24 protein-coding genes and 1 riboswitch are annotated in these 26,119 nt (G+C 72.5%); of the genes, 3 read left to right on the top strand and 21 right to left on the bottom strand.

The features are described from left to right. From ACWGH1_RS08815 to ACWGH1_RS08800, 4 genes are all read right to left on the bottom strand, one after another. Positions 1 to 1,812, bottom strand: coding sequence for an ATP-binding protein (locus tag ACWGH1_RS08815; RefSeq protein WP_453408552.1), 1,812 nt, complete (start codon positions 1,810 to 1,812; stop codon positions 1 to 3). A gap of 185 nt (positions 1,813 to 1,997) precedes the next feature. Then, positions 1,998 to 3,203: an MBL fold metallo-hydrolase gene (locus ACWGH1_RS08810; protein ID WP_453357164.1), complete on the bottom strand. Its 1,206-nt coding sequence runs from the start codon at positions 3,201 to 3,203 to the stop codon at positions 1,998 to 2,000. Positions 3,204 to 3,396: 193 nt separating this feature from the next. Continuing rightward, positions 3,397 to 4,182 carry an SGNH/GDSL hydrolase family protein gene (locus tag ACWGH1_RS08805; RefSeq protein ID WP_453357163.1) on the bottom strand — a complete coding sequence of 262 codons (786 nt, stop codon included), beginning with the start codon at positions 4,180 to 4,182 and terminating at the stop codon, positions 3,397 to 3,399. A gap of 163 nt (positions 4,183 to 4,345) precedes the next feature. Continuing rightward, a complete protein-coding gene (locus tag ACWGH1_RS08800; RefSeq protein WP_453408551.1) occupies positions 4,346 to 5,317 on the bottom strand; it encodes a LysM peptidoglycan-binding domain-containing M23 family metallopeptidase in 972 nt (323 codons plus the stop codon). A gap of 4 nt (positions 5,318 to 5,321) precedes the next feature. Next, positions 5,322 to 5,496: riboswitch (cyclic di-AMP (ydaO/yuaA leader) on the bottom strand. A gap of 360 nt (positions 5,497 to 5,856) precedes the next feature. Here ACWGH1_RS08800 and ACWGH1_RS08795 point away from each other — a divergent pair. Then, positions 5,857 to 6,663 (top strand): tyrosine-protein phosphatase, encoded by an 807-nt coding sequence (locus ACWGH1_RS08795; RefSeq protein WP_453352595.1) that lies wholly within the window; start codon positions 5,857 to 5,859, stop codon positions 6,661 to 6,663. Positions 6,664 to 6,683: 20 nt separating this feature from the next. Here the strand turns inward: ACWGH1_RS08795 and ACWGH1_RS08790 are convergent, their stop codons facing one another. The 15 genes from ACWGH1_RS08790 to ACWGH1_RS08720 all read right to left on the bottom strand — a co-directional run bounded on the left by ACWGH1_RS08790 (position 6,684) and on the right by ACWGH1_RS08720 (position 23,662). After that, positions 6,684 to 8,087: an aspartate aminotransferase family protein gene (locus ACWGH1_RS08790; protein ID WP_453352596.1), complete on the bottom strand. Its 1,404-nt coding sequence runs from the start codon at positions 8,085 to 8,087 to the stop codon at positions 6,684 to 6,686. Then, on the bottom strand, positions 8,084 to 9,115 hold the full coding sequence (hpnH, locus tag ACWGH1_RS08785; protein ID WP_453352597.1) for an adenosyl-hopene transferase HpnH: 1,032 nt from the start codon (positions 9,113 to 9,115) through the stop codon (positions 8,084 to 8,086). Before hpnH ends, ACWGH1_RS08790 begins: the two co-directional genes overlap by 4 nt. Positions 9,116 to 9,120: 5 nt before the next feature. Further along, positions 9,121 to 9,768, bottom strand: a complete 648-nt coding sequence (locus ACWGH1_RS08780; RefSeq protein WP_453352598.1) for a phosphorylase family protein — start codon at positions 9,766 to 9,768, stop codon at positions 9,121 to 9,123. Beyond that, positions 9,768 to 11,783, bottom strand: coding sequence for a squalene--hopene cyclase (gene shc / locus ACWGH1_RS08775; RefSeq protein WP_453352599.1), 2,016 nt, complete (start codon positions 11,781 to 11,783; stop codon positions 9,768 to 9,770). Before shc ends, ACWGH1_RS08780 begins: the two co-directional genes overlap by 1 nt. 135 nt (positions 11,784 to 11,918) lie before the next feature. Continuing rightward, on the bottom strand, positions 11,919 to 13,013 hold the full coding sequence (locus ACWGH1_RS08770; protein ID WP_453352600.1) for a polyprenyl synthetase family protein: 1,095 nt from the start codon (positions 13,011 to 13,013) through the stop codon (positions 11,919 to 11,921). A gap of 68 nt (positions 13,014 to 13,081) precedes the next feature. After that, on the bottom strand, positions 13,082 to 14,455 hold the full coding sequence (gene hpnE, locus ACWGH1_RS08765; RefSeq protein ID WP_453352601.1) for a hydroxysqualene dehydroxylase HpnE: 1,374 nt from the start codon (positions 14,453 to 14,455) through the stop codon (positions 13,082 to 13,084). Positions 14,456 to 14,516: 61 nt separating this feature from the next. After that, on the bottom strand, positions 14,517 to 15,494 hold the full coding sequence (hpnD, locus tag ACWGH1_RS08760) for a presqualene diphosphate synthase HpnD (protein WP_453408550.1): 978 nt from the start codon (positions 15,492 to 15,494) through the stop codon (positions 14,517 to 14,519). After that, complete coding sequence (gene hpnC, locus ACWGH1_RS08755; protein ID WP_453352603.1) at positions 15,491 to 16,438, bottom strand: squalene synthase HpnC; 948 nt, start codon at positions 16,436 to 16,438, stop codon at positions 15,491 to 15,493. The genes hpnD and hpnC overlap by 4 nt, the downstream gene beginning before the upstream one ends. Positions 16,439 to 16,779: 341 nt before the next feature. Further along, positions 16,780 to 17,562 carry an ABC transporter ATP-binding protein gene (locus ACWGH1_RS08750; protein WP_361132700.1) on the bottom strand — a complete coding sequence of 261 codons (783 nt, stop codon included), beginning with the start codon at positions 17,560 to 17,562 and terminating at the stop codon, positions 16,780 to 16,782. Further along, positions 17,555 to 18,484 carry an ABC transporter permease gene (locus tag ACWGH1_RS08745; RefSeq protein WP_453352604.1) on the bottom strand — a complete coding sequence of 310 codons (930 nt, stop codon included), beginning with the start codon at positions 18,482 to 18,484 and terminating at the stop codon, positions 17,555 to 17,557. Before ACWGH1_RS08745 ends, ACWGH1_RS08750 begins: the two co-directional genes overlap by 8 nt. 98 nt (positions 18,485 to 18,582) lie before the next feature. Then, positions 18,583 to 19,464 carry a glycosyltransferase family 2 protein gene (locus ACWGH1_RS08740; protein WP_453352607.1) on the bottom strand — a complete coding sequence of 294 codons (882 nt, stop codon included), beginning with the start codon at positions 19,462 to 19,464 and terminating at the stop codon, positions 18,583 to 18,585. An 8-nt stretch (positions 19,465 to 19,472) separates the two neighbouring features. Next, a complete protein-coding gene (locus ACWGH1_RS08735) occupies positions 19,473 to 20,252 on the bottom strand; it encodes a CDP-alcohol phosphatidyltransferase family protein (protein ID WP_453352605.1) in 780 nt (259 codons plus the stop codon). After that, positions 20,230 to 21,291, bottom strand: a complete 1,062-nt coding sequence (locus ACWGH1_RS08730; RefSeq protein ID WP_453408549.1) for an iron-containing alcohol dehydrogenase family protein — start codon at positions 21,289 to 21,291, stop codon at positions 20,230 to 20,232. The genes ACWGH1_RS08735 and ACWGH1_RS08730 overlap by 23 nt, the downstream gene beginning before the upstream one ends. After that, a complete protein-coding gene (locus ACWGH1_RS08725) occupies positions 21,279 to 22,031 on the bottom strand; it encodes a phosphocholine cytidylyltransferase family protein (protein WP_453357481.1) in 753 nt (250 codons plus the stop codon). Before ACWGH1_RS08725 ends, ACWGH1_RS08730 begins: the two co-directional genes overlap by 13 nt. After that, the gene (locus tag ACWGH1_RS08720; protein WP_453408548.1) at positions 22,028 to 23,662 is read right to left on the bottom strand and encodes a DUF5941 domain-containing protein; all 1,635 of its coding nucleotides are present in this window, start codon (positions 23,660 to 23,662) and stop codon (positions 22,028 to 22,030) included. The genes ACWGH1_RS08725 and ACWGH1_RS08720 overlap by 4 nt, the downstream gene beginning before the upstream one ends. Between ACWGH1_RS08720 and ACWGH1_RS08715 the strand changes: the two genes are divergently transcribed. Next, complete coding sequence (locus tag ACWGH1_RS08715) at positions 23,639 to 23,776, top strand: hypothetical protein (protein ID WP_453408547.1); 138 nt, start codon at positions 23,639 to 23,641, stop codon at positions 23,774 to 23,776. The genes ACWGH1_RS08720 and ACWGH1_RS08715 overlap by 24 nt on opposite strands. Before the next feature lie 421 nt (positions 23,777 to 24,197). Continuing rightward, entirely contained in the window at positions 24,198 to 24,797 is a 600-nt protein-coding gene (gene idi, locus ACWGH1_RS08710) for an isopentenyl-diphosphate Delta-isomerase (RefSeq protein WP_453357067.1), read from the top strand. Between the two features lie 18 nt (positions 24,798 to 24,815). Here idi and ACWGH1_RS08705 read toward each other — a convergent pair whose 3' ends face one another. After that, positions 24,816 to 25,322, bottom strand: a complete 507-nt coding sequence (locus ACWGH1_RS08705) for an ATP-binding protein (RefSeq protein ID WP_453357070.1) — start codon at positions 25,320 to 25,322, stop codon at positions 24,816 to 24,818. Positions 25,323 to 25,452: 130 nt separating this feature from the next. Further along, positions 25,453 to 26,100 (bottom strand): HdeD family acid-resistance protein, encoded by a 648-nt coding sequence (locus tag ACWGH1_RS08700; RefSeq protein WP_453357068.1) that lies wholly within the window; start codon positions 26,098 to 26,100, stop codon positions 25,453 to 25,455. Positions 26,101 to 26,119 lie beyond the last annotated feature (19 nt).

Here is a 26,119-nt window from a genome sequence, read left to right as displayed (position 1 = left end):
TCACGCGCGGTGCTCCGACTGGGCCCTGCCGAAGCCCCGTTGGAAGGCCGCCATCAGGCCGGGATCGTGTACGGGCGGCTCGGCCTCCGGGGCGGGTCGCGGGGCCGGGGCCTCGCGCAGCTCGGGTACCAGGTGCTCCTGGGCGCGCCGCCGGGGCAGCGGCGGCCGGTCCGGGTCCGTGCGGGCGGCGGGCACGGTGACGGCGGCCGGCACCAGTCCGGTCGGGGCGGCGAATCCGGGGGCGAATCCGGGACCGGCGTCGGAGCCGGGGCCGAAGCCCGGAGCGGCGTCGGAGCCGGGGCCGAAGCGCGGACCGACCGCTGGGCCCGGGTCGAAGCCCGGATCGAAACCCGGGTCGAAACCCGGGTCGGTGGCCGGACCCGGGTCGGGCACGGCGTACGCGACCGGCTCCGCGGGCGGCTCCGTACGCACCCGCGCGACCGGCACCGGCTCCGCCCACGCCGGTACCGCCGCCGGGCCCGCCTCCGCCGGACCGGGCCGGCGCGGCGCGGCGGTGGCCATGCGTACGGGCTCCAGCGGGGGCGTCGCCGCCCCCGCCCCGCTCCCCCACGACGTGGCCCGCGAACCGCCCTGCGCGTCGGCGGCGTTCGGCGCCTGCGCGCCCAACAGCTCCTGCGGCAGGACGAGCACCGCGAGCACCCCGCCGTAGATGTTGGACTTGAGCTCGACGGCGATCCCGTGCCTGCGGGCCAGCGCCGACACCACGAAGAGGCCGATCCGGCCGTCCGCCAGCAAGTGCCGCACGCTGACCTGGTCCGGGTCGCCGAGCAGGGCGTTCATCCGGTGCTGTTCCTCGGCCGGCATGCCCAGCCCCCGGTCCTCCACCTCGACCGCGATCCCGGAGGTCACGCGCTCGGCGCGCACCACCACGTCGGTGTCGGGGGCGGAGAAGACGGTGGCGTTCTCGATGAGTTCCGCCAGCAGGTGCACCACGTCGGCGACGGCGTGCCCCCGGACGGTGCCGCCCGCCGGCGGCACCACCTTGACCCGGGTGTACTGCTCGACCTCCGCGACGGAGGAACGCAGCACCTCGCTCAGGTCGATGGGCCGGGTCCACTGCCGCCGGGAGGCGGCGCCGCCGAGCACGGCGAGGTTCTCGGCGTGGCGCCGGATCCGGGTGGCGAGGTGGTCGACGTGGAAGAGCTCCTTCAGCAGGTCGGGATCCTCGACCGTGTCCTCCAGGTCGTCCAGCAGCGAGATCTCGCGGTGCACGAGGGACTGGAGCCGGCGCGCGAGGTTGACGAAGACCTCGACCTTGCGGTCGCTGTCGGAGGGGGCGGCCCGGCCGGCCAGCCGTACGAGGACCTCGTGCGCCTGCTCGCGCGCGCCGCGCAGCTCCTGCGCGAGCAGCCAGAACTCGTCCACGCCCGCGGAGTCGGCGGCCTGCGGCGGCCCGCCGGGGCCGCCGCGCACCGGGTGGGGCGGGGTTTCGCCCCGCTCCAGCCGGTCGGCGGCCGCCCGCAGTTCCTGGCGGCCGCGCAGGCTGGAGCGGCGCAGTGCCTCGCACCGTTCGCGTACGGCCTTGGCCGCTCGCTGGGCCCCGAGCAGTGCGGCGGCGAGCGCGCCGACCACGAGCAGTCCGCAGCCGGTGAGCACGGGCCAGAGCCGGGGGTCGCGGTCGCCCGCTCCGCCGCCGAGCTGCAAGGCGAAGATCACGGCGGCCGCGCCGCTGAGGCCGGCGGCGAGCGTGGGCAGGACGGCGGCCCGGACCAGCTGCGGCCGTAACTGCCGGCCGGGGCCGGTGGCGGCGTGTCTCGACGGAGCGTGGGGGGCGGCGCGGTAGCCGGACATCTGCGTCCTCGGTACGTGGGGCCCGGGCCCCCGGCACTGTCGGGGCCCGGTGTCGATCACCGGATACCCACGCTAGACCGCGCGCTCCCGCCCCGGACGCCGAGTCGGCCAACTTCACCGAGGTGCTTACCGCCTGGGAAGGAGCGCTCGCACGACCGCCCGAATCCGCCGAGCGGCGAGCGGGGTTACGAGCCCACCGCCTCCGGCTCCTCGTGGGGCAGCGCCGGCTTCCGCGAGGTGTCGGCCGGGTGGGCGGGGGACGCGGGCGCGGGGGCGGGGGCGGCGTTCACGACGAAGGGACGCCACCACGGCTCCGCCGGCGCGTCGGTGGCGCCCGGCTCGAAGGGCTGGCCCGGTACCGGCAGGGCGATCGCCGCTCCGGCCGCCTGCGCCGCCGCGAACGTGCCCTCGCCGGGCTCGTCCCACGGGTGCGGGGCCAGGTTGAACGTGCCCCAGTGGATCGGCAGCATGGTGCCGTGCGGTGTGCCGCCCTGGAGGTCGAGGTGGGCGCGCATGCCCTCCTCCGGGGTCATGTGGATGTCGGGCCAGTACTCGGAGTACGCCCCGATCTGGATCATCGTGGCGTCGAACGGGCCGTGCGCGGCGCCGATCTCCTGGAAGCCCGGGAAGTAGCCCGTGTCGCCGCTGTGGTAGATCCGGTGCGCGTCGCCCTCGACGACCCAGGACGCCCACAGGGTGAACTGCTGGTTGCGCAGGCCGCGCCCGCAGAAGTGGCGGGCGGGGGTGGCGGTGAGGGAGAGCCCGGCCACCTTGGTGCTCTCGTTCCAGTCCAGTTCGCGCAGCCGGTCCGCCGGGACTCCCCAGCGCTCCAGGTGGGCGCCGACGCCGAGCGGGACGGCGAAGACCGTGTCGGTACCGGCGAGTGCCTTGATCGTCGGGAGGTCGAGGTGGTCGTAGTGGTCGTGCGAGATGACCACGACGTCGACCTCGCCGAGCGAGGCGAGCGGTACCGGCACGGGGTGCAGCCGCTTGGGCCCCGCGAAGGGGAAGGGAGAGCACCGCTCTCCCCACACCGGGTCGAACAGGACCCGCCGGCCGTCGATCTCGGCGAGGACGCTGGAGTGCCCCGTCCACGTCAGCCGCAGTCCGCTCGCCGGCGGCTTGGCGAGCTCGGCCAGCGTCGTCGGGTAGACCGGGATCGGCGCACCCGGGCTGCGCCGCAGGCGCTGCTCCTTGTGGAAGTAGATCTTCGCGAACTCCGCCATGGAGCCGGAAGGCCTGGTCCGGGCCCCGACCGGGTTCTGGAAGACTCCGTCGGCGAAGTTGGGCGAGCGCAGGATCCGCTCCAGCCGCGCGCCGGACGGGTCCGCGCCGAAGGCTTCGGGCCGCAGGGCACGCAGCCGGGGACGCAGGGGACGGGAGCCGGACAAGGCGCCTCCTGTGAGGATGGGGGCAGGACGGTCGTACGTGTCTACGACCATCCCAACGCACACCGGCCCCCAGGGATTCCGCTTGCGGCCCCCGGCGTGTCGCAGTGCCCCGTGCCCGCCCCGGCGTGTCGCGGTGCCCCGTGCCCGCCCCGGCGGCTCGCGGTGTCCCGGCCCCGCCCCCGTCGCGTACGCCCTACAGCGGCAGCAGGTCCGGCCGCTTCGCCTCGACGTGGTCCCCCGAGGACTCGCCGCGCAGCCGCCGCCCGATCCAGGGCACGAGGTGTTCGCGCGCCCACTGGATGTTGTCCCGCGTCACGTCCACCGAGCCGCGCGGCCGCTCCGGCGGCCACGGCTGGTCGGGATCGGCGGGTACGTCCAGCCCGAGCACCTGGGCGGCGCGCAGCGCGACCCGGGTGTGCCCCTCGGGCGAGAGGTGCAGCCGGTCGGTGTCCCAGGCCCGCCGGTCCTGCACGGACCTGAGCGACCAGAGGTCGAGCACCGGGCAGTCGTACCGGTCGGCGATGGCGCGCACGTGTGCGCTGTACGTCGCCACCTTGCCCCGCAGGTGCTTGAGGACCGGCACGCCCCGGGTGTCGAAGCCGGTCGTGACCATGATCTGGCCGACGGAGCCGGCGAGGTCGGCGACGGCCGCCTCGAAGCGTTCCGCCACGTCGTCCGGGTCGGTCCCCGGACGGATGATGTCGTTGCCCCCCGCACAGAAGGTGACGAGGTCGGGCGCGAGGGCCTTGGCCCTCGGCACCTGCTCGGCCACGATCTGGTCGAGGACCTTCCCCCGGACGGCCAGGTTCGCGTACCGGAAATCGTGTTCTTCCCGCTGGTCGGCCAGGAGCACGGCCAGCCGGTCCGCCCAGCCGAGATACGAATCCCCGGGTCCCGGGTCCCCTACGCCCTCGGTGAAGCTGTCCCCGATCGCCGCGTACGAGCCGATGGTCTTGAGTGTCGTCTTCGTCGCTGCCACAGCACCACATCCTTCACCCCCGCGGGCGACCTACGCCAACGTAAGCAGGGTTTGACGGACCGTGATCTACGCCACCACGCACATGCGGAATAAGAATCGCGTGAGGCCGGAACCCCCTCGGGGTCCCGGCCTCACGCGGCTACCTGCCCACGCCCGCCCGGCGTCAGATGCCGACGCCCTTCGAGCGCAGGTACGCGAGCGGGTCGATGTCCGAGCCGTACGACGGGCCGGTGCGGATCTCGAAGTGGAGGTGAGGGCCGGTCACATTGCCGGTGGCGCCGGAGAGCCCGATGCGCTGCCCGGCGGTGACGCTCTGGCCTACCGAGACGGACAGCTGCGAGAGGTGGCCGTACTGGGAGTACTTGCCGTCGGCGTGCCGGATCACGACCTCGTTGCCGTACGCACCGCCCCAGCCCGCCGTGACCACGGTGCCCGCGCCGACCGCCTTGACGGTGGTGCCGGTGCTCGCGATGAAGTCGACGCCGGTGTGGTAACCGGAAGACCACATGCTGCCCGCGAGCTTGTACGGGGTGGAGATCCCGCCGCTGACCGGGGCGACGAATCCGGCCGCCGTGACGGCGCCGGAGGCGGAGCCGGAGCCCTGCGCGGCGGGTGCGGCGGGCCGCTCGGCGGCGGAAGCGCTGCCGGAGCCGGTCTCGGAAGGCGCCTGAGCCTTGCCGGAGGACCGGTCGGAGGAGGACGGAACCGACGCCGGCCCGGAGTCCCGGGAGGCCGGCTTGGCGGAGGTCCGGTCCCCGTGCCCGCCGAGCGTCAGCTTGAGCCCGGGGTGGATCAGCGAGGGGTCCGCACCGACGGCCTCGCGGTTGTCGGCGTACAGCCGCTCCCAGCCGCCCGACAGGTGGCGGTCGGCGGCGATCTGCGACAGGCAGTCGCCGGGGACGACGGTGTAGACGCCGGGGGCGGCGACCGGGGTGACGGCGGGCGCGGCCTGCGCGGACGCCGGGAGCTGCGGGGCCTGGACGGGCAGCGCGGCGGGGGCCGCGGCGGGGGCCGCATGGGCACCGGCGGCGCCCAGCAGCGGCAGCGCGAGGGCCGCGCCGCCGGTACCGGCGGCGGCCAGTCCGCGGGGTATGGCAAGGGACTTCGGGCGGCGGTGCTTGCCGTGTGCGGGCATGACGAATTCCTCTCCGTCGCCTGCGAGGTGAGCTGTCGGGTTCGGGCTGGAGATGTCCGGCCGTACGCACAGCAACGGCGTACGGCTTCACCCCGAGCCGTTCCGGCGGGAACGTCCGGAACAGCGGCTTACCTGGTTCCCCCGCTCCTGCCGCGCGCGTGAATAGTCGGGTGCGGTTCCCGGGCGGCGGCAGGATTCGGCGGTCCACCCGGATCGATCGCGAAGGTAATCGAGCGACGCCGTGCACAACAAGCCATGAATTCCCTGACGGAATAGCAGGTGGCAAAAGCCGGCTGAATTTCCGTCACCCTCCGTCCATTCCGCTCCCGCAACGACCGCGGCGACAAGGGAATTCGGGTTTCGCGATCAGGCACGCACGGTCACCGTATGATCTGGCTCACGGGATCGGCCGCGATCTCGCCCCCGGATATGGCAAGTTGTTCGCAACCGGTCCAATTCGGACAGTCGGCAACGGCCCCACGGCCGCGCGCCCACCACCCCGGCCGCGACGGCCCACGACGATGCGGAGGACCCGTCCCGTGACCCAGCAGATAGCCGCCAACCCGCCCACGGGGCCCGAACTGTCCGGAGTGCGCAATTTCCGCGACGTGGGAGGACTGCCGACCACCGACGGACGAAGGGTCAGGACGGGACTTCTGTTCCGAAGCGGACATCTCGCACATGCCACCGAAAACGATGTGGAATTCCTGGCCTCGCTCGGCCTCCACACCGTTTTCGACTTCCGCAACGGCGCCGACCACGCGCTGGAAGGGCCGGACGTCGAGCTGCCCGGCGTCCGGAACGTGAACATCCCGCTGACGGATCCCGCGGACGGCCGGGAGTTCTGGACCATGGTCCGGGACGGCGATCTGGGTCAGCTCCGGGGGCTGCTGGGCGAGGGGAGGGCCGCCGCCCGGATGCGGAACTCGTACCGGTCGATCATCAGGGACCGGACGGCCGAGCACAGCCGGGTCGTGCACGCCCTCGCCGAGGACGGCGTCCCGGCCCTGATGCACTGCGCGGCCGGCAAGGACCGGGCGGGGCTCTCGATCGCCGTCACGCTGCTCGCCCTGGGGGTCGAGCGCGAGGCGATCGTGGCGGACTACCTGGAGTCGAACGCCCCGCACAACCGCTACCGGGTGCGCCGCGGCGACGACTCCCCCGAGGCCCGCTCCCCCGAGGTGATGGAGCTGCTGGCCCCGCTCTTCGACGCCCGCGACGAGTTCCTGACCACGGCCTTCGAGACCATCGACGGTACGTGGGGCGGAGTGGAGCCCTACCTGGCCGAGGGACTCGGGCTCACGCCCGCGACCCTCGGCCGGCTGAGGGACCGGCTCCTCGACTGAACGACCCCTGCGGCAGGCCGTCAGCGGTTGCCGACGGCCTGCTTCACCAGCGTCCTGCCGAAGTCCCACATCAGGGCGCCCCCGCCGTGCGCCTCGTCCATGACCTCGCGGAAGGCGCCGACGAACCGGTTGACGTCAGCCTCGTCCACGATCAGCGGCGGGATCAGCTTGATGACCTCCAGGTGGTCGCCGGAGACCTGGGTGAGGATCCGGTGCTTCTGCAGCAGCGGCACCACGACCATCTGCGCGAAGAGTCCCTTGCGGGCCGCCTGGAGCATCGTCCAGCGGCTGCGCAGCCCGAGCGAGGACGGCCGGCCGAACTCGATGCCGATCATCAGCCCCCGCCCGCGCACCTCGTGCAGCAGCTCGTACTCGTCCACCAGGGCCGCGAGCCGCCCGCGCAGCAGGTCCCCCGTCGCCCGGGCACGGGCCACGATCCCCTCGTCCTCCATGACGGTGAGCACCGCCAGTCCGGCGGCCATGGCCTGGGCGTTGGAGCCGAAGCTCGCGGAGTGCACGAGCACCCGGTCCATGGACGAGTAGACCTTCTTGAAGATCCAGTCCTTGCCCAGGGTCGCCCCGACGGGCACGTAGCCGCCGGAGAGCGCCTTGGCCACGCACACCAGGTCCGGTTCCACGCCCGGCTCATGCTGGTACGCGTAGAACTCCCCGGTGCGTCCGAGGCCGGTCTGTACCTCGTCGGCGATCAGCAGCGCCTTGTGGCGGCGCAGCAGGTCCTGGGCGGCGAGCAGGAACCCGGGCGGCGGCGCGAGCACCCCCTTGCCCTGGACGGGTTCCACGACGAAGGCGGCCACGTCGCCGCGTTCGAGCTCCCGCTCCAGCGCGGTCAGGTCGCCAAGCAGGATCCGGGTGTCGGGCAGCAGGGGCGCGAAGCCGTCGCGGAAGCCGCCCTCGCCGTTGACCGAGAGGGAGCCGGCCGTCAGACCGTGGAAGGCGTGGTCGCAGTAGAGGACCCTGGGGCGTCCGGTGGCGTACCGGGCGAACTTGAGGGCCGTCTCCACCGCTTCCGTGCCGCTGTTGCCGAAGAAGACCCGGTCCAGGTGGGGGCTGTAGGACAGGAGCTTCTCGGCGAGCAGCCCGGGCAGGGGCTGGCAGTCGAAGCGGGTGAGGTCGGCGAGCTGGGCGTCCAGGACGTCGTGCAGGGCCCGGCGGACGACCGGGTGGTGCCGGCCGAGCCCCATCACGCCGAAACCGGCGAGCATGTCGAGGTAGTCGTTGCCCTCGGCGTCCCAGAAGTGGGCCCCCTGCGCCCGCTCGTAGACCTTGTCGAAACCGAGGGTGTGCAGCATCCGGGGCAGCTGGTGGTTGAGGTGCCGGGCGTGCAGTTCGTACCGCTCGGCGCCGCGTTCGGCCAGCAGGGCGCCGAGGTCGAAGCCCTTGCCGCCGCCCGTCGCGGGGGTCATGCCGACGTACCGCGGTTGCCGCCGATCGTATCCCTGGCCGCGCGCAGGGACTCCTTGAGGGAGCCCATCGTGGCGAGGACGGCGGTCGGTTCGTAGCCGCAGTGCGCCATGCAGTTCGCGCAGCGCGGGTCCTTCCCGCGGCCGTACTTGTCCCAGTCGGTGTCGTTGATCAGTTCCCGGTACGTCGGGACGTATCCGTCGCTCATCAGGTAGCAGGGGCGCTGCCAGCCGAAGAGCGTGTAATTCGGAATGGCCCAGGCGGTGCAGGGGAAATCGGCCTTGCCTTCCAGGAAGTCCAGGAAGAGCGGGGAGTGGTTGAGCCGCCAGCGCCGCCGGTTACCACCGGCGAACGCCTTCTTGAAGAGTTCTCTGGTCTGCTCGACGCCCAGGAAGTGTTCCTGGTCGGGGGCCTTTTCGTAGGCGTAGGCGGGCGAGATCATCATTTCGTCGACCTTGAGGTCGTCGTTGAGGTAGTTGAGCACCTCGATGATCGTCTGCGGTGTGTCGGTGTTGAAGAAGGTGGAGTTCGTGGTGACCCGGAAACCACGGCTCTTGGCCTCCTTGATGGCCGCCACGGCCTCGTCGAAGACGCCTTCCTTCGCCACGGACTCGTCGTGCCGCTCGCGCAGCCCGTCGATGTGCACCGCGAAGGCGAAGTACGGGGAGGGGGTGAAGTTCTCGATCTTCTTGCGGAGCAGCATCGCGTTGGTGCAGAGGAAGACGTACTTCCTGCGCGCGACCAACTGCCGGACGATCTCGTGGATCTGGGGGTGCATCAGGGGTTCGCCGCCGGCGATGGACACCATGGGTGCCCCGGATTCCAGCACGGCGCCGACGGCCTGGGCGACCGGCATGCGCTGCTTGAGCACCCCCGCGGGGTGCTGGATCTTCCCGCACCCCTCGCAGGCCAGGTTGCAGGCGTAGAGCGGCTCCAGCTCGACGATCAGCGGGAACTTCTCACGCTTGCGCAGCTTCTGTTCGAGAAGATAGGTCCCGACCCTGATGGACTGTCGCAACGGCATGGCCATCTGGCTCACCTCCTGGGGAGCAGCAAAGAACGGTGCCAGTCATAAAACGCGGGCAGTACGGCACGCAATACGCGGAAGGCCGATATTCCTCCGCGAACCGTGCCGATTCGGACGAGCTCGTGCTCCGGAGCGTCCACGATCACCCGGACGGCCGCAACCGGACGGCTCGCGCCCCTGGTGGCGGTCCACAGGGTGGCCGCGGATTCCATGTCCACGGCGATGGCGCCGGTGGCGCGCAGCTGGGCGCGCTCCTGGCCCCGTACGACGTGGTCCGATCCGGTCAGTGCGCCGGTGTGCACGGTCCGGCCGGGGACCGCCCGGGCCAGTGCCTCGGCGAGCAGGGGGGCGCCGTCGCAGGCGACGGTGCCGCGGGGGTCCCGGGCCTCCTCGGCGACGACCAGGTCGCCCGGGTTCATGCCGGGGGCGAGGCCGGCGCAGAAGCCGGTGGCGAGGACGGCGGCCCCCGTCATGCCGGGCGGGGCGAGGGCCCGGGTGACGGCGCGCTCGGCGGCGCGCGGGCCCATGCCGGTGCGCAGGACGGCGTACTCCTGAGGCGAGCCGCGGTCGCCGCCGCTGCCCAGGGCCAGCCGTTCGATGCGCAGGGCACAGGCGATGAGCAGCGGCACGCGGGAGGGGTCGCCCCGGTCGCCCATCAGGCCTCCTCGGCCAGGACCGCCGTGGCCTCGCGGACGGGGTCGGCCGTATGGCGGCCGTCGGGGCCGAACGGTTCCCCGTACAGGTAGCGGCCGAGCGCGGTCAGCGGGAACACCTGCCGGTACAGGTGGTAGTTGATGGAGAAGTCCCAGGGGAAGCCGGTGCCGGTGAAGTACGGCTCGTCCCAGGAGCCGTCCTCGCGCTGGGTGTGCACGAGGTGGGCGATGCCGCGTCGCACGGCCTTGCCCTCGCGTTCGCCGGCCGACAGCAGGGCCATCAGCGCCCAGGCGGTCTGGGAGGCGGTGGAGGCGCCCCGCCCCGCCCGGGCGGGGTCCTCGTAGGACCGCTGGTCCTCCCCCCACCCCCCGTCCTCGTTCTGTACGGACTCCAGCCAGGCGACGGCCCGCCGGATCGCGGGGTGCCCGGTGGGCAGGCCGGCGGCGGTGAGGGCCGGGACGACGGAGCCGGTGCCGTACACGTAGTTGGTGCCCCAGCGGCCGAACCAGGCGCCGCTGGGCTCCTGTTCGGCCAGCAGCCAGTCGATGCCGCGCCGGGTCCGGGGGTCGGCCGCCTTGCCTTCGACGGCGAGCATCTCGACGACGTGGGCGGTGACGTCGGCCGAGGGCGGGTCGATGACCTCGCCGAAGTCACAGAAGGGCAGCCGGTTGGGAAAGGGACTGGTGTTGTCGGCGTCGAAGGCACCCCAGGCACCGTTCTTCGACTGCATGCCGAGGGTCCAGGACACCCCGCGGGCGATCGCCGCCTCGACCTTGGCCGGCTCGGGGTGTGCGATCCGGCGCAGGGCCAGGACCACCTCGGCGGTGTCGTCGATGTCGGGGTAGTTGTCGTTGTGGAACTCGAACGCCCAGCCCCCGGGGGCGAGTCCGGGCCTTCGCACGGCCCAGTCGCCGCTGCGCGTGACCTCCTCGCCCAGCATCCAGTCCGCTGCCTTGAGCAGGGCGGGGTGGTCGGCCGGCACGCCCGCGTCGGCCAGGGCGATGGCGGCGAGGCAAGTGTCCCAGACCGGCGACTGGCAGGCCTCGATCATCCGGGAGCCGTCCTCGCGCCAGACGGCGAACCGGTCGAGGGATTCCAGGCCGGCCCGCATCACGGGGTGCCCGAGGTCGTAGCCGAGCAGGTGCAGGGCGATGACGGAGTAGACCGCGGGCGGCTGGATCCCGCCCCAGCAGCCGTCGTTCTCCTGGCGCTCGATGATCCAGCGGGCGGCGGTGTCCACGGCCGCCTTGCGCAGCCGGCGCGGGGCGAAGCGCCGGTAGAGGTGCAGGGCCTTGTCCATCCGCTGGAAGACGCCGTCCCAACTGGCCAGCGGGGCGGGCGCGCCGACCGGGTCGGGGTTGCGCGCGTCCGTGTGCAGCTCGTCCAGCGCGAACGGGGCCGGGCGGACCGGGCGCAGGGCGGAGACCACGGTGAGCGGGACGATGGTCTGGCGGGCCCAGCAGCCGAAGTCGTAGATGTTGAGGGGCACCCAGGGCGGCAGGAAGACGAGTTCCGGCGGGAGTTCGGGCAGGCGGTCCCACTTCCACCAGCCGAACAGGGCCAGCCAGATCCGGGTGAAGACCCGGGCGGCGGCGATCCCCCCGTGGGCCCGCACCCAGGCCGAGGCGCGCACCATGTGCGGGGCTTCGGGCGGGTCCCCGGCGAGCCGCAGCGCCACGTACGCCTCGACGGTGGCGGAGAGGTCGGGCGGTCCCCCGTGGAAGGTGGCCCACGTGCCGTCCTCGCGTTGCCCGCTCCTGATGAAGAGGGCGGCGGCGTGCGTGGTGGCCTCGTCCCGGATGCCGAGGAACTGCCGCAGCAGCAGGTCCTCGGCGTCCATGGTGACGTTGGTCTCCAGGTCGCCCTTCCACCAGCCGGCCGGGTCCTGCCGGTCGAGCAGGTGGCGGGCGGCGCGTTCGGTGGCGTCCTGGACACCGGGCAGCACGCCCGGTGTGGCGGCCGGCTCGCGCGCGGGCCCCGCGCCGGGGGCTCCGCCGCCGTCGGTCGTCGCTGTCATGGCTTCCCCTTCGTGCAGTGTCGTCCTCTGCTGTGCTGGGGTCTGCCGTCGGCCGGTGCACCCGCCTAGGCAGTGCCGATCAGGTGGGCGGCGCCGGCCGGCGACTCATGATTCATATCCGCGCCCGGACGATAATCACCTCTTGCGCACGACGACGAAGTCGGCGAGGGCGACGAGCTGGTCGCGCACCCGCTGCGGCATGTCGACGTCGTCGAGCGCGCGGATCGCCACGGCGTGCTGGCGGCGGGCCTCGTCGGCGGTCCACTGGCGGCCGCCGGCCTCATCGATGAGGGCGGCGCGGGCGGCGAACTCCGCTTCGGAGAAGTTCTCGAAGTCGTTGCTCTTGGCGTCGGCGGCCAGCAGCCGGGCCAGTTCCTCGCACGCGGGTCCGCCCGCCGCGAGGGCGGCGACCACCGGCAGGGACTTCTTGCGCTGGCGCAGGTCGCTCCAGGTCTGCTTGCCGGTGGCTTCCGGGTCGCCCCAGATGCCGAGCAGGTCGTCGACGGCCTGGAAGGCGAGGCCGAGGTGGTACCCGTACTCCTCCAGCTTGTCGGCGGTACGGTCGTCCGCGCCGCCGAGCACGGCGCCGATGGAGACCGCGCAGGCGAGCAGGGCGCCGGTCTTGTTGCCCTCCATCTCCAGGCACTCCTCGACGCTGACGCGCTCACGGTGCTCGTAGGAGATGTCCTGCGCCTGGCCGTCGATGAGCTTGCGGCTGGCGGTGGTCAGCCGGCGCGCCGCGCGCCCCGCCTCGACGGTGCCCAGCTCCAGCAGGACCTCGTTGGCGAGGGCGAAGAGCGCGTCGCCGACGAGGATGGCCTGCGCCGGGCCGTGCACCTTCCACACCGTGTCGCGGTGGCGGCGCTGTTCGTCGCCGTCCATCAGGTCGTCGTGCAACAGGGAGAAGTTGTGGACCAGTTCGACGGCGACGGCGCCGGGGATGCCGACCTCGGGCGCCGCGCCCGCGGCTTCGGCGGAGAGCAGCGCGAGGGCCGGGCGCACGGCCTTGCCCTGGTCGCCGTCCGCGGGGTTGCCCTGGGCGTCGATCCAGCCGAAGTGGTAGGCGGCGACGGTGTCCATGGGCGCCGCGAGCCGGTCCACGGCGGCGCGGAGCACGGGGGTGGACAGCGTGCGGCCGCGTTCCAGGAGGGCGAGCGTGTCCGCTGCCTCTCCACCGGCCGCGCCCACACTGCCGCCGGTGTTCTCGACAGCCGGATTCCCCGGGTTCACTGGCTCTCCTCTGGTTCCTGTACGTGCTGCTGTGCGTGCTGCGGGTGTGCCGCTGGTGCTGGTGGTGGTCATGCCGCCTCTTGCAGGGGGTGTTCGCGGTGGCGGCCGAGCGCGGCGAGTGCGGCGTGCGCCGCGCCCAGTCCGCTGCGGACGGCGCTCTCCATGGTCGCGGGCCAACCGGTGGCGGTCCACGCACCGGCGAGATACAGCCCCGGCGTGTCGGTCCGGAAGCCCGGGCGGAGCCGGCCGACGCCGGGGGTGGGGGCGAAGGTGGCGGTGCGTTCGCGGGTGACGAAGAAGTCCCGTACCTTGGCGCCGCGCGCGGCCGGAAGCAGCCGCTCCAGTTCGGGCAGGTACTTGGTGCGCAGGACGGAGACGGGCTCGTCGATGTCGTCCTGGGCAACGGACTGGGACAGGGCCAGGTACTGACCGCCGTCGGTGAGTCCGGAGGCGTCGGTGCGGTCGAAGACCCACTGGACCGGGGAGCCGAGCGCGGCGAAGAAGGGCCGCTTCAGCACCTTGCGGTCATAGACGACGTGGACGTTGAGGATGGGGGCGGTGCCGATGTCGAGGAGCTTGTCGGGGTCGGCCAGGGCCCCGGCCGGGAGCAGCCCGTGGGCCTCTCGCTGCGGGACGGCGAGGACGACCGTGGCGGCGTCCAGCGTCTCGGTCTCGGTGGCCACGCGCCAGTTCCCGTCCGTGGAGCGGGAGATGCCGGTGACGCGGGCGCGCAGTTCGGTGCGCACTCCGGCGGCGTCGAGCTCCTTGCGGGCGAGCGTGTCGTGGAGGTCGCCGAGCGGGACCTTGGCCCAGCCGATGTCGGCGGCGCCGTTCTCGGAGAGCAGGCCGGTCTTGAAGACCATGGCGGCCAGGCCCAGCGAGGACTGGTCGGCGGTGGCGTTGAGGGTGGCGATGCCGACGAGGTCCCACAGTGCCTCGATGGCGCGCGGGGACTGGCCGTAGCGGCCGAGCCAGGTCGCGAAGTCCAGGCCGTCGAGCGCCGGGTCGGCGGGGTCGAGGCGGCGCAGCGCGAGGGCGGCCCGCCCGACGCCGGCCCGCTCGGCGAGTGACAGGTGCGGGTAGCGGGCCAGTGAGGACGCCAGGTGCAGGGGTACGGGCAGGGCGCTGCGGCGCAGCCGGCCGAGGCGCGGGCCGCCGGGGTGGGCGACGTCGAGCACGGGGACGTCGAGCCGCTCCTGCAGCGGCGCGAGGGCCGCGCCGCCCACGCGGTCGAGGAACCAGCGGTAGGCGGTGCAGCAGCGGAGGTAGACGTGCTGGCCGTTGTCGACGGTGAGGTCGCCGCGCTTGAAGGAGAAGGCGAGGCCGCCGAGCCGGGGCCGGCTTTCCAGGAGGGTCACCCGCAGGCCCGCGCCGGCGAGTTCGAGGGCGGTGGTGACCCCGGCGAGGCCGCCGCCGACGACCACCGCGTGGTTCGCGGTCATGCGCCCTCCCTTGTCGCCCCGAAGGACGCCGGGGCGTCGGTCCGGGTTGCTCCGGCGGCCATCAGATCCGCCTCCTGGTGCTCTGGCGGGAGATGGTCCGCGCGTCGAGGCCGGAGAGGCCGCGGACGGCGACGTACGCCTTCTCGTGGGGCGGCAGCGAGACGCGGCCGCGCAGGACCGCCTCGGGCTCGCGCTCGATCCGGTCGAGCAGGCGCCGGTAGATGCCGGCCATGGCGGCCACGCAGGCGCCGCTGCGCCGGTCGAGCATGGGCAGCAGCCGGTAGCCCTCGACGAACAGGGCACGGGCGCGCCGGACTTCGTGGTGGACGAGGCCGGCGAAGTCGGCGCCGGCCGGGGCCCGGTCGCCGTGGAAGCCGTCGGAACAGCCGAACTTGGCGAGGTCCTCGGCGGGCAGGTAGGTCCGGCCGTTGCCGGCGTCCTCGCGAACGTCCCTGAGGATGTTGGTGAGTTGCAGCGCGAGGCCGAGGGTGTCGGCGTACTCGGGGGCGCGGGCCGCGTCGGCGGCGCCGGGGGCCGTGCCGAACACGCCGAGGGAGAGCCGTCCGATGGCGCCGGCCACGCAGCGGCAGTAGACCTTGAGGTCGTCCCAGGTGCCGTAGGTCTCGCCGCGGACGTCCATCAGGACTCCGTCGATGAGTTCGTCGAGGCCGCCGAGGGGGATCGGGAAGCGGCGGGCGGCGTGGGCGAGGGCGACGGCGACCGGGTCGGTGTCGTCCTCGGCGATCTCCCCGGCGCGGATCCGGCCGAGCAGGGAGCGGGTCTCCTCCAGCCGGACGAGCTTGGCGTCGGCGGGCAGCGTGCCGTCGCCGATGTCGTCGACGCGGCGGGAGAAGGCGTACAGCGCGGACATCGCCTGCCGCTTGTCCGTGGGCAGCAGCCGGATGCCGTACGCGAAGTTGCGCGCCTGGGTGCCGGTGACGGCCTCGCAGTAGCTGTAGGCCGCCGAAACCGGTGCGGAGAGCACGGGCGGTGCGGACGGTACGGACGCGTGTGTGGGGCCCTCCACGTTCGGGCTCACCCCTTTCTCGGCGCTGTGCGCAGGACGGCGGCCACCTCGCGGAGCAGGCCGCTCCTGGTGGGCTTGGGCGGGCCGGGGGCCACGTCGAAGCCGGCGGCCGCGATGGCGTTGAGGGCGGCACGCCCCCCTCCCACGAAACCCGCGAGCAGCAGCCGTAGCCTGCCGTGCACGCTGCCGACGAGCGGGGTGCCCTCGTCCAGCAGTGCGCGGGCGCGTTCGGTTTCGAATGCGATCAGGGAGCGTACGGACGCTCCGGCGGTGGGCGCTTCCAGGTCGGCCTCGGTGACGCGGAAGCGGCGCAGGTCCTGGCCGGGGAGGTAGATCCGGTCGCGGCCGAGGTCTTCGGTGACGTCCTGGAGGTGCTCGGCGATCTGCAGGGCGGTGCAGACCGCGTCGGAGCGGCGGATCCGCTCGGGGGTGCTGGTCCCGGTGAGCGAGAGGACGAGCCGGCCGACGGGGTTGGCGGAGAGCTCGCAGTAGGCGACGAGGTCCTCGTACGTGTCGTAGCGCGAGACCATCTGGTCCTGGCGGTTGGCCTCGATGAGCCCGAGGAAGGGTTCGGGGGTCAGGCCGTGCGCGCGGACCACGGGCTGCAGGGTCTGTAGGAGCGGGTGGCGCGGAGCGCCGCCGGCGGCGCCGAAGACGCGGCCCAGGTCGGCTTCGAAGGCGTCCAGCATGGCGAGCCGGTCGTCGGCGGCGGCCGCGTCGAGGCCGAGGAGCACGGCGTCGCGGCCTCCGGGGGCGAGGTCGCCGTCGCCGATGTCGTCCACCAGCCGGGCGTAGCCGTAGACCGCCATCAGGCCCGCCCGCCAGGCGCGCGGGAGGAAGGAGGGGGCTACGGGGAAGTTCTCCGTCCGCGCCTTGCCGAGGGTGGCGCGCGCGTGGGCGTCGGGGGCTGTGGGGGCCGGGTGCCGCCGGGATCGGGTGCCGTGCCCCGGGGTCACCGCCCGCCGCCCGGGGCGGGGACGGCCGCCGTGCCTGGGGGCCGGAGAATTCCCATAGCCATTGCCGTCACATCTCCCGTTCTACACTGCCGACCCAAGTCATCCTATTTCGGACACGCCGCCGGACTTTACCCGGGGTACCCCCGGCTTTTTCGACTGCGGGGAATCGTCCCCTCTTGGCGCGATTGGAGAACTGGTCCAGCTTACGCTGTACAACGCCGCGAAGGCCTATCGGGTATTCGTCCGAGAGGGAATGTCGGGCATCCGGAATACCGTCGTCACGCCGAGGCCCCCACCGCACGGAGCGGCAGGGGCCTGCGGTCGTCACGCGGGGTGTGCCGTCAGTGGCTGGTGGCCTTCTCGTACGCCGAGACGACTTCCTCGGTGGGCCCGTCCATCAGGAGTTCGCCCTTCTCCAGCCACAGCACCCGGTCGCAGGTATCGCGGATGGACTTGTTGTTGTGGCTCACCAGGAAGACCGTGCCGGCCTTCTCGCGCAGCTCGCGGATGCGGGCCTCGGAACGGACCTGGAACTTCCGGTCACCGGTCGCCAACGCCTCGTCGATCATCAGGACGTCATGGTCCTTGGCGGCCGCGATGGAGAAACGCAGGCGTGCGGCCATGCCGGAGGAGTACGTGCGCATCGGCAGGGAGATGAAGTCCCCCTTCTCGTTGATGCCCGAGAAGTCGACGATGTCCTCGTAGCGCTCCTGGATCTGCTCGCGCGTCATGCCCATCGCGAGACCGCCGAGCACGACGTTGCGCTCACCGGTCAGATCGTTCATCAGCGCCGCGTTGACGCCCAGCAGCGAGGGCTGGCCGTCGGTGTAGACCCGGCCGGACTCGCAGGGCAGCAGACCCGCGATGGCGCGCAGCAGCGTCGACTTGCCCGAGCCGTTGGAGCCGATGAGGCCGATGGCCTCGCCGCGGTAGGCGGTGAAGGAGACCCCGCGCACGGCGTGCACCCGGCGGACGCCCGGGGAGTCGCCCTTGCCGCGGCGCATGATCTTGCTGAGCGCCGCGGTGGCGCTGCCCTTGCCGGCGCTGCCGGTGTTGACCCGGTAGACGATGTGGACGTCGTCGGCGATGACGGTGGGGACGGCGCCCCTGTTGTTCTCAGCCACGGCCGTAACGCTCCTCAGCCTTCCAGAAGTACACGAAGCCACCGGCGCCGATGACGACGGCCCAGCCCACCGCGAAGGCCCAGACGTGCGGCGGCAGGTGGTGCGTGCCGTAGCTGTCGATCAGCGAGAAGCGGATCAGGTCCATGTAGATCGCCGCGGGGTTCCACTGGAGCACGTCCGCGATCCAGTGCGGCTTGCCCTTGAGCATCTCGCCGATCGAGAACATGACGCCGGAGGCGTACATCCACGTGCGGGTGATGAACGGCATCAGCTGCGCGAGGTCGGGGGTCTTGGACCCCATCCGCCCGAAGATCAGCGCGAGACCGGTGTTGAAGACGAACTGCAGCGCCAGCGTCGGGATGACCAGCAGCCAGGCGGGGCGCGGGTAGTTCCCGAAGGCGACCACGATGACGAGCACCACGATCATCGAGTACAGCAGCTGCCCGAGCTGCTGCAGCGAGAACGAGATCGGCAGCGAGGCGCGCGGGAAGTGCAGCGCGCGGACCAGGCCGAGGTTGCCCGGGATCGCCCGGACACCCGCCATCAGCGAGCTCTGGGTGAACGAGAAGACGAAGATGCCGATCACCAGGAAGGGGATGTACGCACCCTTCGGCATGCCTCGTCCCGCGTTCAGGATCAGGCCGAAGATCAGGTAGTACACCAGGGCGTTCAGCAGCGGTGTCGCCACCTGCCAGATCTGGCCGAGCTTCGCCTCGCTGTACTGCGCGACGAGCTTCGCCCGGGAGAAAGCCATGATGAAGTGGCGCCGCCCCCAGAGCTCGCGCACGTACCCGCCCAGGCTGGGCCGGGCGCCGCTGACGGACAGGCCGTACTTCCCGGCGAGCTCGGCGGGGGCGAGCCCCGCGTCTTCGGACGGCGGCTTGCTCGTGGCGAGGGCGCCGTCGTGGGTTGTGTCACTCACAAGTTGAAACTTTCCGTCTTCAAGATGCGGCAGAAGGGGGCATCGGACCCTGGGGCGCGGGCCCGGTGGTGGGGCCCATGCTCCCAGACCCGAGCTTGTCAGATGACAGGCGGTCGGCCCAGCCGGGTCAACCGCCAGACCGTACGCCACTTCATGGGGCGACGGGGACCGCAGGGGGCGGTCCAGCCCTCCTTGAACCCGCCGAACCAGGCTTTGAGCGCCGGGGCGGAGGGCCTGCGCACGAGGGTCAGGGCCAGCCAGACGCCCAGGTAGACCGGTACCAGGGGGGCGGGCAGGTTGCGGCGGGCGAGCCACACCCGGTTACGGGCCACCATACGGTGGTAGACGGCGTGCCGGGAGGGGGCGGTGGTCGGGTGCAGCAGCACCATGTCCGCGCGGTAGTCGATCAGCCACCCGGCGTCGAGCGCCCGCCAGGCCAGATCGGTCTCCTCGTGGGCGTAGAAGAACTCCCCCGGCAAGGCGCCAACCTGTTCGAAGACCTTGGTGCGGACGGCGTTGGCGCCGCCCAGGAAGGTCGTCACGCGGGACGAGCGCAGCGGGTCGGAGGCGCGCAGCCGCGGTACGTGCCGGCGCTGCGTCTCGCCGGTGTCCGGGTCGGCGATCCGGAAGCTGACGATCCCCAGCCGGGGGTCCTCGGCGAAGGCCTGGCGGCACAGCTCGGCGGTGTCGGTCCGCTCCAGCAGCCCGTCGTCGTCCAGGAAGAGCAGCACGTCCACGTCGCGGCCACCGGGGCCGAAGGCCTCGATGCCGACGTTGCGGCCGCCGGGGATGCCGAGGTTCTCGGGCAGCGCGACGGTACGGATGCCCGCCGACGGGTCGGCGAGGCCGTCGAGCTCGACGCCCTGGCCCACGACGACGACCTCGACCCGGTCGCCCTCCTGCCGGGCCACGGAGTCGAGGAGCGCCTTGAGCTCGTCGGGCCGGTTGCCCATGGTGATGATCACGGCGCCGAGCCGCATCGCGGCACTCACCGCAGCCTGCTCGACGCGAGGACCGACACCAGGTGCAGCAGGGTCTGCAGCAGGGCGATGCCGGCCAGTACCGCGACGCCGAGCCGGGTGAAGAACAGGTCGCCGCGGAGCTGGTCCAGGACGGCCAGCAGCAGGATCAGCAGGGACGCCTCGATGCCGAGGACGAGGCGGTGGAACTTCAGCGCGGCGGCGGCCCGGCGGGCGAGGGCCATGCCGGAGGAGCGCGGCTCGGCGGCCGCCTCCTTCACCGGCGGCAGGCCGCCCTGGTGCCGGGCGACGCCGACCAGGTCGGTCTCGGCCTTGATCAGGATCGCGCCGAGCGCCGCCAGGGTGCCGAGGAAGGCCCACAGCCAGTCGATCCGGCCGGTCCCCCACAGGTCGGCGGCGCGCAGGCCGAAGCCGACCAGGACCGCCGCGTCGCACAGGTAGGCGCCGACCCGGTCCAGGTAGACGCCGGAGAGCGAGAACTGCTGCTTCCAGCGGGCCACCTCCCCGTCGACGCAGTCGAGCAGCAGGTACAGCTGGACGGCGACCACGCCGAGGACGGCGCCCCAGACGCCCGGCACCAGCAGGGCCGGCGCGGCGAGGACGCCGGCGAGGGTCATCACGTAGGTCAGCTGGTTGGGCGTGACCTTGGTGGTGACCAGGACGCGGGTGATGCGCAGGGAGATCTCGCGCATGTACAGGCGGCCGCCCCAGTGCTCGCCACTGCGCCGGTCCTTGACGCCGGCCGGGTGGACGACGGGCCGGAGTTCAGCTACGGATGGTCTTGGCATAGTCGGCGTAAGCGTCCCTGATCTCGGCGGCGGACAGGTTGAGGTGCTCCAGGATGGTGAAGCGTCCCGGGCGGGTCTGGGGGGCGTACTCCACGGCCGCGACGAACTCGTCCTCGCTGAACCCGATCTCCTCGGGCGCGGTCGGCAGGCCGTGGCGGCGCAGGACCTCGACGAAGAGGCCGGCCTGTTCCACGGCCCCCCGCAGGTGCATCGCGAAGGCGGCGCCGAGGCCGACCTGCTCGCCGTGGAGCGCGGAGCGGCCCGGGTAGAGCAGGTCGAAGGCGTGGCTGATCTCGTGGCAGGCGCCGGAGGACGGGCGGCTGTCGCCGCTGATCGACATGGCGATGCCGGAGAGGACCAGGGCCTCGGAGAGCACGGTCAGGAACTCGTCGTCGGTGCAGTCCCCCGGGTGGCGCAGTACGGACTCGCCGGCGGTGCGGGCCATGGCGGCCGCCAGGCCGTCCACGGCCTCGCCGGTGATCCGGTGCGACAGCTCCCAGTCGGCGATGGCGGAGATGTTGGAGATCGCGTCGCCGATGCCGGCGCGGATGAACCGGACGGGCGCCTCCTTGATCACGTCGAGGTCGATGACCATCGCGATCGGGGTGGGCACTCCGTAGGACCCGCGGCCGTTGTCGTTGTCCAGGATGGACACCGGGGAGCAGATGCCGTCGTGGGAGAGGTTGGTGGCGACGGCCACCATGGGCAGGCCGACCCGCGCCGCGGCGTACTTCGCGACGTCGATGATCTTGCCGCCGCCCAGGCCCACGACGGCGTCGTAGCGGCGGCCCTTCATGTCGTCGGCCAGCTTGACCGCGGAATCGATGGTTCCGTCCACGACCGGGTACCAGTCGGCATGCGGCAGGACCGGCTCCAGCTTGGCGCGCAGCGCCAAGCCGGAGCCGCCGCTGATCGCGATGGCGAGCTTGCCGGACGCGGAGATGCGCTGGTCGGCCAGGAGGCCGGCCAGATCGTCCATCGCCCCGCGGCTGATGTCCACGACAACAGGCGAGGGGATCAGCCGCGTCAGTACTGGCATGCGATCGTCCGCCCCTTGGCGAGGTCGTCGTGGTTGTCGATCTCGACCCACCTGACGTCGCCGATGGGGGCCACGTCGATGGTGAAGCCGTCGTCGACGAGCTGCTGGTAGCCGTCCTCGTAGTAGAGGTCGGGGTCGCGCTCGAAGGTGGTCTTGAGGGCCTCGGCCAGCGCTTCGGCGGCCTCGGGCTCGATGAGGGTGACGCCGATGTACTCGCCCGTGGCGGTGGCCGGGTCCATGAGCTTGGTGATCTTGCGGACACCCGCGCCGTCGGCCGTGATGACCTTCATCTCCTCGTCGGCCAGGTTCTTGACCGTGTCGAGGGCGAGGATGATCTTCCGGCCGTGGCCGCGGGCGGCCAGCAGGGTCCGCTCCACGGAGACCGGGTGGACGGTGTCGCCGTTGGCGAGGATCACGCCCTGCTTGAGGACGTCACGCGCGCACCACAGCGAGTAGGCGTTGTTCCACTCCTCGGCCTTGTCGTTGTCGATCAGCGTGATCTTGACGCCGTACTTGGCCTCCAGGGCCTCGCGGCGCTCGTACACGGCTTCCTTGCGGTAGCCGACGACGATGGCGACCTCGGTCAGCCCGACCTCGGCGAAGTTGCCCAGGGTCAGGTCGAGGACCGTGAGGCTCTCCTCGTCGCCCTCGGGGCCGACGGGCACGAGGGCCTTGGGCAGGGTGTCGGTGTAGGGACGCAGGCGGCGTCCGGCACCGGCAGCGAGTACAAGGCCGATCATGCTGGTTCTCCTTCGTCATGTACGGCGGGTGCCCCGGAGGAGACCCAGAAGCGGATGCTCTCCACGAGCACCACGAGTGCCACGGCCACGGCCAGGGCCGTGAGCGCGACGGGGAAGTCCGCGGCGCGCGTCGCCAGTACGGCGGCCAGGACGGCGGTGACGAGCACCCGGCCTTCATGACCGCCGGTCGTCCGCACCAGCCAGTGCGGCGGCGCGCCGGTGCCACCGCGGATGCGGTACACCGTGTCGTAGTGATGGTAGGCGACCGCCGCGACCAGTCCGAATGCCGCCGGAAGCGCTCCGGGGACGTCCGCCTTCGCGGCGAGGATCAGCACGGCCGTGTACTCGGCGGCCCGGAAGACGGGCGGGACCAGCCAGTCGAGGGCGCCCTTGAGGGGGCGGGCGACGGCCACTCCGGCGAGCACCGCGTAGACGACGGCGGCGATCACGGTCTGGCGGGCGCCGAAGGGCTGGGCCCAGGCCGTCCACAGCAGGGCGACCGCGCCGATCACGGCGGCGGCGAGGCCGGCGCCGGGGGCCTTGCGGCCGACGGACCGGGCCACGAGGTCGGCGAGCGGGCCGGAGTCGGCGAGGTCGGCCAGCGCCCGGGCGGCCCGGTCGGTCCTCTCGGCCCTGCGGGTCAGCGAGCGCAGGACGCGGCCGGCGGTGGTGTAGAGCGCGCCGAAGGCGCAGCCGACGAGGAGGGCGCAGAAGACGATCCGGGGGCTGGTCACGGCGGTCAGTACGGCGATCATCGCCCAGCGCTCACCGATCGGCAGGATGATCATCCGGCGGACCCAGACCGTCCAGCCGACGCTGTCGAGGCGGTCGGAGAGCGCGGCCGTCGGGCTCGTGTTGGCCGCGGCGTCGTGGTTGGCCTCGTTGAAGGCGAAGTCCACGACGTGCCGGCAGGTCATAAGGATCATCGCGCCGAGCGCGAGGGCCCAGACGTCGTCGCCGTTGCGGGCGGCGCCCAGCGCGAGGCCCGCGTAGAAGGAGTACTCCTTGGCGCGGTCGAAGGTCGCGTCGAGCCAGGCGCCCATCGTGGAGTACTGGAGCGAGTAGCGGGCGAGCTGCCCGTCGGTGCAGTCCAGGACGAAGGAGACGAGGAGCAGCACCCCGGCGGCGACGTAGCCCGAGCGTTCGCCCGTGGCGGCGCAGGCCGCCGCTATGAGGGCGGTGATCAGCGAGGCGGTGGTCACCTGGTTCGGGGTGAGGCCGCGGCGGGCGCACCAGCGGGCGATGTAGCGCGAGTACGGGCTGATGAAGAAGGTGGTGAAGAACCCGTCACGGGACTTGACGGCGGTACGCAGGCGTACGGCTTCGTCGTCCACGGCGGCGACGGCGGCCGCGGCCGCGTCCCGCTCGGCCGGGCCGGCGGGCACCGCGGCGACGAGGGTGCCGAGGTCGGGGCGCTGGACCGGGGTGCCGGCGGCCTCGACGGCGGCCGCGAGGCGGTCCGGGTACGGGCCGTCGCCGTCGCCGTCGGGCGCGAGGGCCGCGGCCGCGTCGAGGGCGGCGCGGGCGCCCGGCTGGACGGCGAGTGCGCCGGTCACGGCGCAGGCGTCGAAGCGCGGGTCGGTGAGTGCCAGCCGCAGGGCGTGCCGGTGGCCGACGAAGGCGCTGTCCACGACGGCTACCCGCTGGTCGGCCGGTACTCCGGCCAGGGCGGTCGCGGTGTCTTCGGGCCCGGCGACGGGGCGGACGTCGAAGCCGAGCGAACGCAGCTCGTCGGCGAGCGGTGATCCGGGGACCGGCAGGCCGGTGAGGATGACGGTCGGCAGACGAACCCACTCCTTGCAGCGAACACTGGACGGCCGCCGCGCTGGGCGGCGGCACGACGGCAGAGGCTATCGGATGAACGGAAGCCGGGGTTCACCAGCCGTTTACGCCCGCACAAGCCGAATGTCCCGGGCGGCGGCCCCGGCCACGCCATCATTGACGATCACGCCGAGGGACTACAAACCGCCCGTGCGTTCCGCCGGCGGGGGCCCCTGGATTCGCGGGGCGGGCGGGCTGGCCGCCCCCCGCCGCCCCGCGGGGCGGCCTGCCTCGTCAGGCCGCGTACCACGCGTCGGGGGGCAGACATGCGCGGATCGACGAAGTGGGGACAAGCCGCTTTTGTACGGCAGACTTGAAGGCCGAAGTCCGAAGCGAAGGATGGGTATGCCGATCACACCAGCCACCGCCGGGAACAGCACGTCCGCCGGCACCGGGACTCAGGAACCGATCATGCTCGAACTGGTCGACGAGTCCGGCAACACCATCGGCACGGCGGAGAAGCTCTCCGCGCACCAGGCGCCGGGTCAGCTGCACCGGGCGTTCTCCGTGTTCCTCTTCGACGAGCAGGGCCGCCTGCTGCTCCAGCAGCGCGCCCTCGGGAAGTACCACTCCCCCGGCGTCTGGTCGAACACCTGTTGCGGTCACCCGTACCCCGGCGAGTCGCCGTTCGCGGCCGCCGCCCGGCGGACCCACGAGGAGCTGGGGCTGTCGCCGTCGCTGCTCGCGGAGGCGGGAACGGTGCGGTACAACCACCCGGACCCGGCTTCGGGGCTGGTGGAGCAGGAGTACAACCACCTGTTCGTGGGACTTGCGCAGGCCGCGGTGCGGCCGGACCCGGAAGAGGTCGGGGACACCGCTTTCGTCACCGCCGGGGAGCTGGCGAAGCGGCACGCGCAGGCTCCGTTCTCGGCGTGGTTCATGACCGTGCTGGACGCGGCGCGCCCCGCGATCCGCGAACTGACCGGTGAGGCCGCGGGCTGGTAGCCGGCACGCCGGCAGCCGTCACGCCCCCGGGACGGGGGCGGGCACGGGAGCGGTGAGCGGCAGGGCAGCCCAGATCACCTTGCCGCCGGTGGAGGTGTGCTCGACGTCGCACACCCCGCCGGCCTCCCGGGTGATCTCCCGGACCAGCAGCAGGCCCCGGCCCCCGGTCTGGCCGAAGTCGGCCTCCAGCGCTTTCGGGCGGTACGGATGGCTGTCCTCGACGGCCACCCGTACCCATGCGCGGCCCACCGCCACCTCGACGGCGACCTCGGGGGAGAGCAGGGCGGCGTGCCGGACCGAGTTCGTCACGAGTTCGGAGACGATCAGCAGCAGGGCGTAGACCAGGTCCTGGTGGGCCGGCACCCCCTGCCGGCCGAGCAGGTCGCGGACCGCGCGGCGGGCCTGCGGAACGGATTCTTCTACCGCCGGCGCGGTGAACCTCCACACTCCCTCGTAGGCGAGTGGGTCCGCCGGGACCTCCGGCTCACCCCCCCTGGCCGGCGGGACACTCCCGCTGTCGTCCATCTTCACGCCCCCGTCTTCGCGCTCGATCGTCTCCACGTTTCAAGGGTGGACAACAGCCAGGTCCGGACCGCGCCGCTGACCAGAAGTCAGCGTCATTCGTGCACTTTCTGACCACTGGCGTATGACAGCGTCAGTTGTTCGACCGTTCCTGATCCGGCGGCGCGACTGCCGGGTCACGCACCTGCTCGTGCGCCCCTTGGTCCTCCTTCACCTGTCCGAGGATCCGGCGGCCCGCCAGGCCCAGAGCCAGCAGGCTCAGCCCGTCGAAGAGCAGGGCGAGCGAGAAGAAGGTGCCGATCACGTACAGGCTGCTGCCCGGCCAGTCGGCCAGGATCAGCAGGCCCAGCAGGACGCCGAAGGCGCCCTGGACGAGTGCCAGCCCGAAGTGCGGCCCGCGCACCACCATCGCGCCCGCCAGCCGGAACACGCCGCCGGTGAGGAAGAGCAGCGCTGCGAACATGGTCAGGGCCTCGGCGCTCGCCTCCGGACGGCGCAGGATCACGAAACCGGCGGCGATGTTGACGGCGGCGACGACGACCGCGAGCCAGAAGTAGTTGCTCCTGCGGGCCTGTACCGCCTGCGCGAGGCCGACCACACCACCGATCAGCAGCAGCCAGCCGAAGAGGAACATCGAGGTCAGGGTGGCCACGCCGGTGTAGACCAGACCCACGAGCCCGGCCGCCACCAGCAGCACCCCGAGGAAGGCCAGCAAGCCGAGGTCGCGGCTCAGCTCCTTCTTCTCCCGCCGGGGCTCGGAGCGGCTCCGGTCTGCGCCCATGGAGATGCCACCTTTCAGC

The organism is Streptomyces sp. NPDC054883 (genome assembly GCF_053610645.1).
The sequence above is the reverse complement of the archived record's forward strand: the minus strand, read 5'-3'. Positions and strand labels throughout refer to the sequence as shown.

Bases quoted from the DNA above. Each gene is read 5' to 3' on its own strand.
- ACWGH1_RS08800 (WP_453408551.1), bottom strand. From the start codon at position 5,317: ATGCCCGCACACGGCAAGCACCGCCGCCCGAAGTCCCTTGCCATACCC.
- ACWGH1_RS08705 (WP_453357070.1), bottom strand. From the start codon at position 25,322: ATGGACGACAGCGGGAGTGTCCCGCCGGCCAGGGGGGGTGAGCCGGAG.
- shc (WP_453352599.1), bottom strand. From the start codon at position 11,783: ATGACAGCGACGACCGACGGCGGCGGAGCCCCCGGCGCGGGGCCCGCG.
- hpnE (WP_453352601.1), bottom strand. From the start codon at position 14,455: ATGACCGCGAACCACGCGGTGGTCGTCGGCGGCGGCCTCGCCGGGGTC.
- idi (WP_453357067.1), top strand. From the start codon at position 24,198: ATGCCGATCACACCAGCCACCGCCGGGAACAGCACGTCCGCCGGCACC.
- ACWGH1_RS08815 (WP_453408552.1), bottom strand. From the start codon at position 1,812: ATGTCCGGCTACCGCGCCGCCCCCCACGCTCCGTCGAGACACGCCGCC.
- ACWGH1_RS08790 (WP_453352596.1), bottom strand. From the start codon at position 8,087: ATGACCCCCGCGACGGGCGGCGGCAAGGGCTTCGACCTCGGCGCCCTG.
- ACWGH1_RS08700 (WP_453357068.1), bottom strand. From the start codon at position 26,100: ATGGGCGCAGACCGGAGCCGCTCCGAGCCCCGGCGGGAGAAGAAGGAG.
- ACWGH1_RS08740 (WP_453352607.1), bottom strand. From the start codon at position 19,464: ATGCGGCTCGGCGCCGTGATCATCACCATGGGCAACCGGCCCGACGAG.
- hpnH (WP_453352597.1), bottom strand. From the start codon at position 9,115: ATGGCCATGCCGTTGCGACAGTCCATCAGGGTCGGGACCTATCTTCTC.
- ACWGH1_RS08725 (WP_453357481.1), bottom strand. From the start codon at position 22,031: ATGATCGGCCTTGTACTCGCTGCCGGTGCCGGACGCCGCCTGCGTCCC.
- ACWGH1_RS08780 (WP_453352598.1), bottom strand. From the start codon at position 9,768: ATGGGCGACCGGGGCGACCCCTCCCGCGTGCCGCTGCTCATCGCCTGT.
- ACWGH1_RS08730 (WP_453408549.1), bottom strand. From the start codon at position 21,291: ATGCCAGTACTGACGCGGCTGATCCCCTCGCCTGTTGTCGTGGACATC.
- ACWGH1_RS08735 (WP_453352605.1), bottom strand. From the start codon at position 20,252: ATGCCAAGACCATCCGTAGCTGAACTCCGGCCCGTCGTCCACCCGGCC.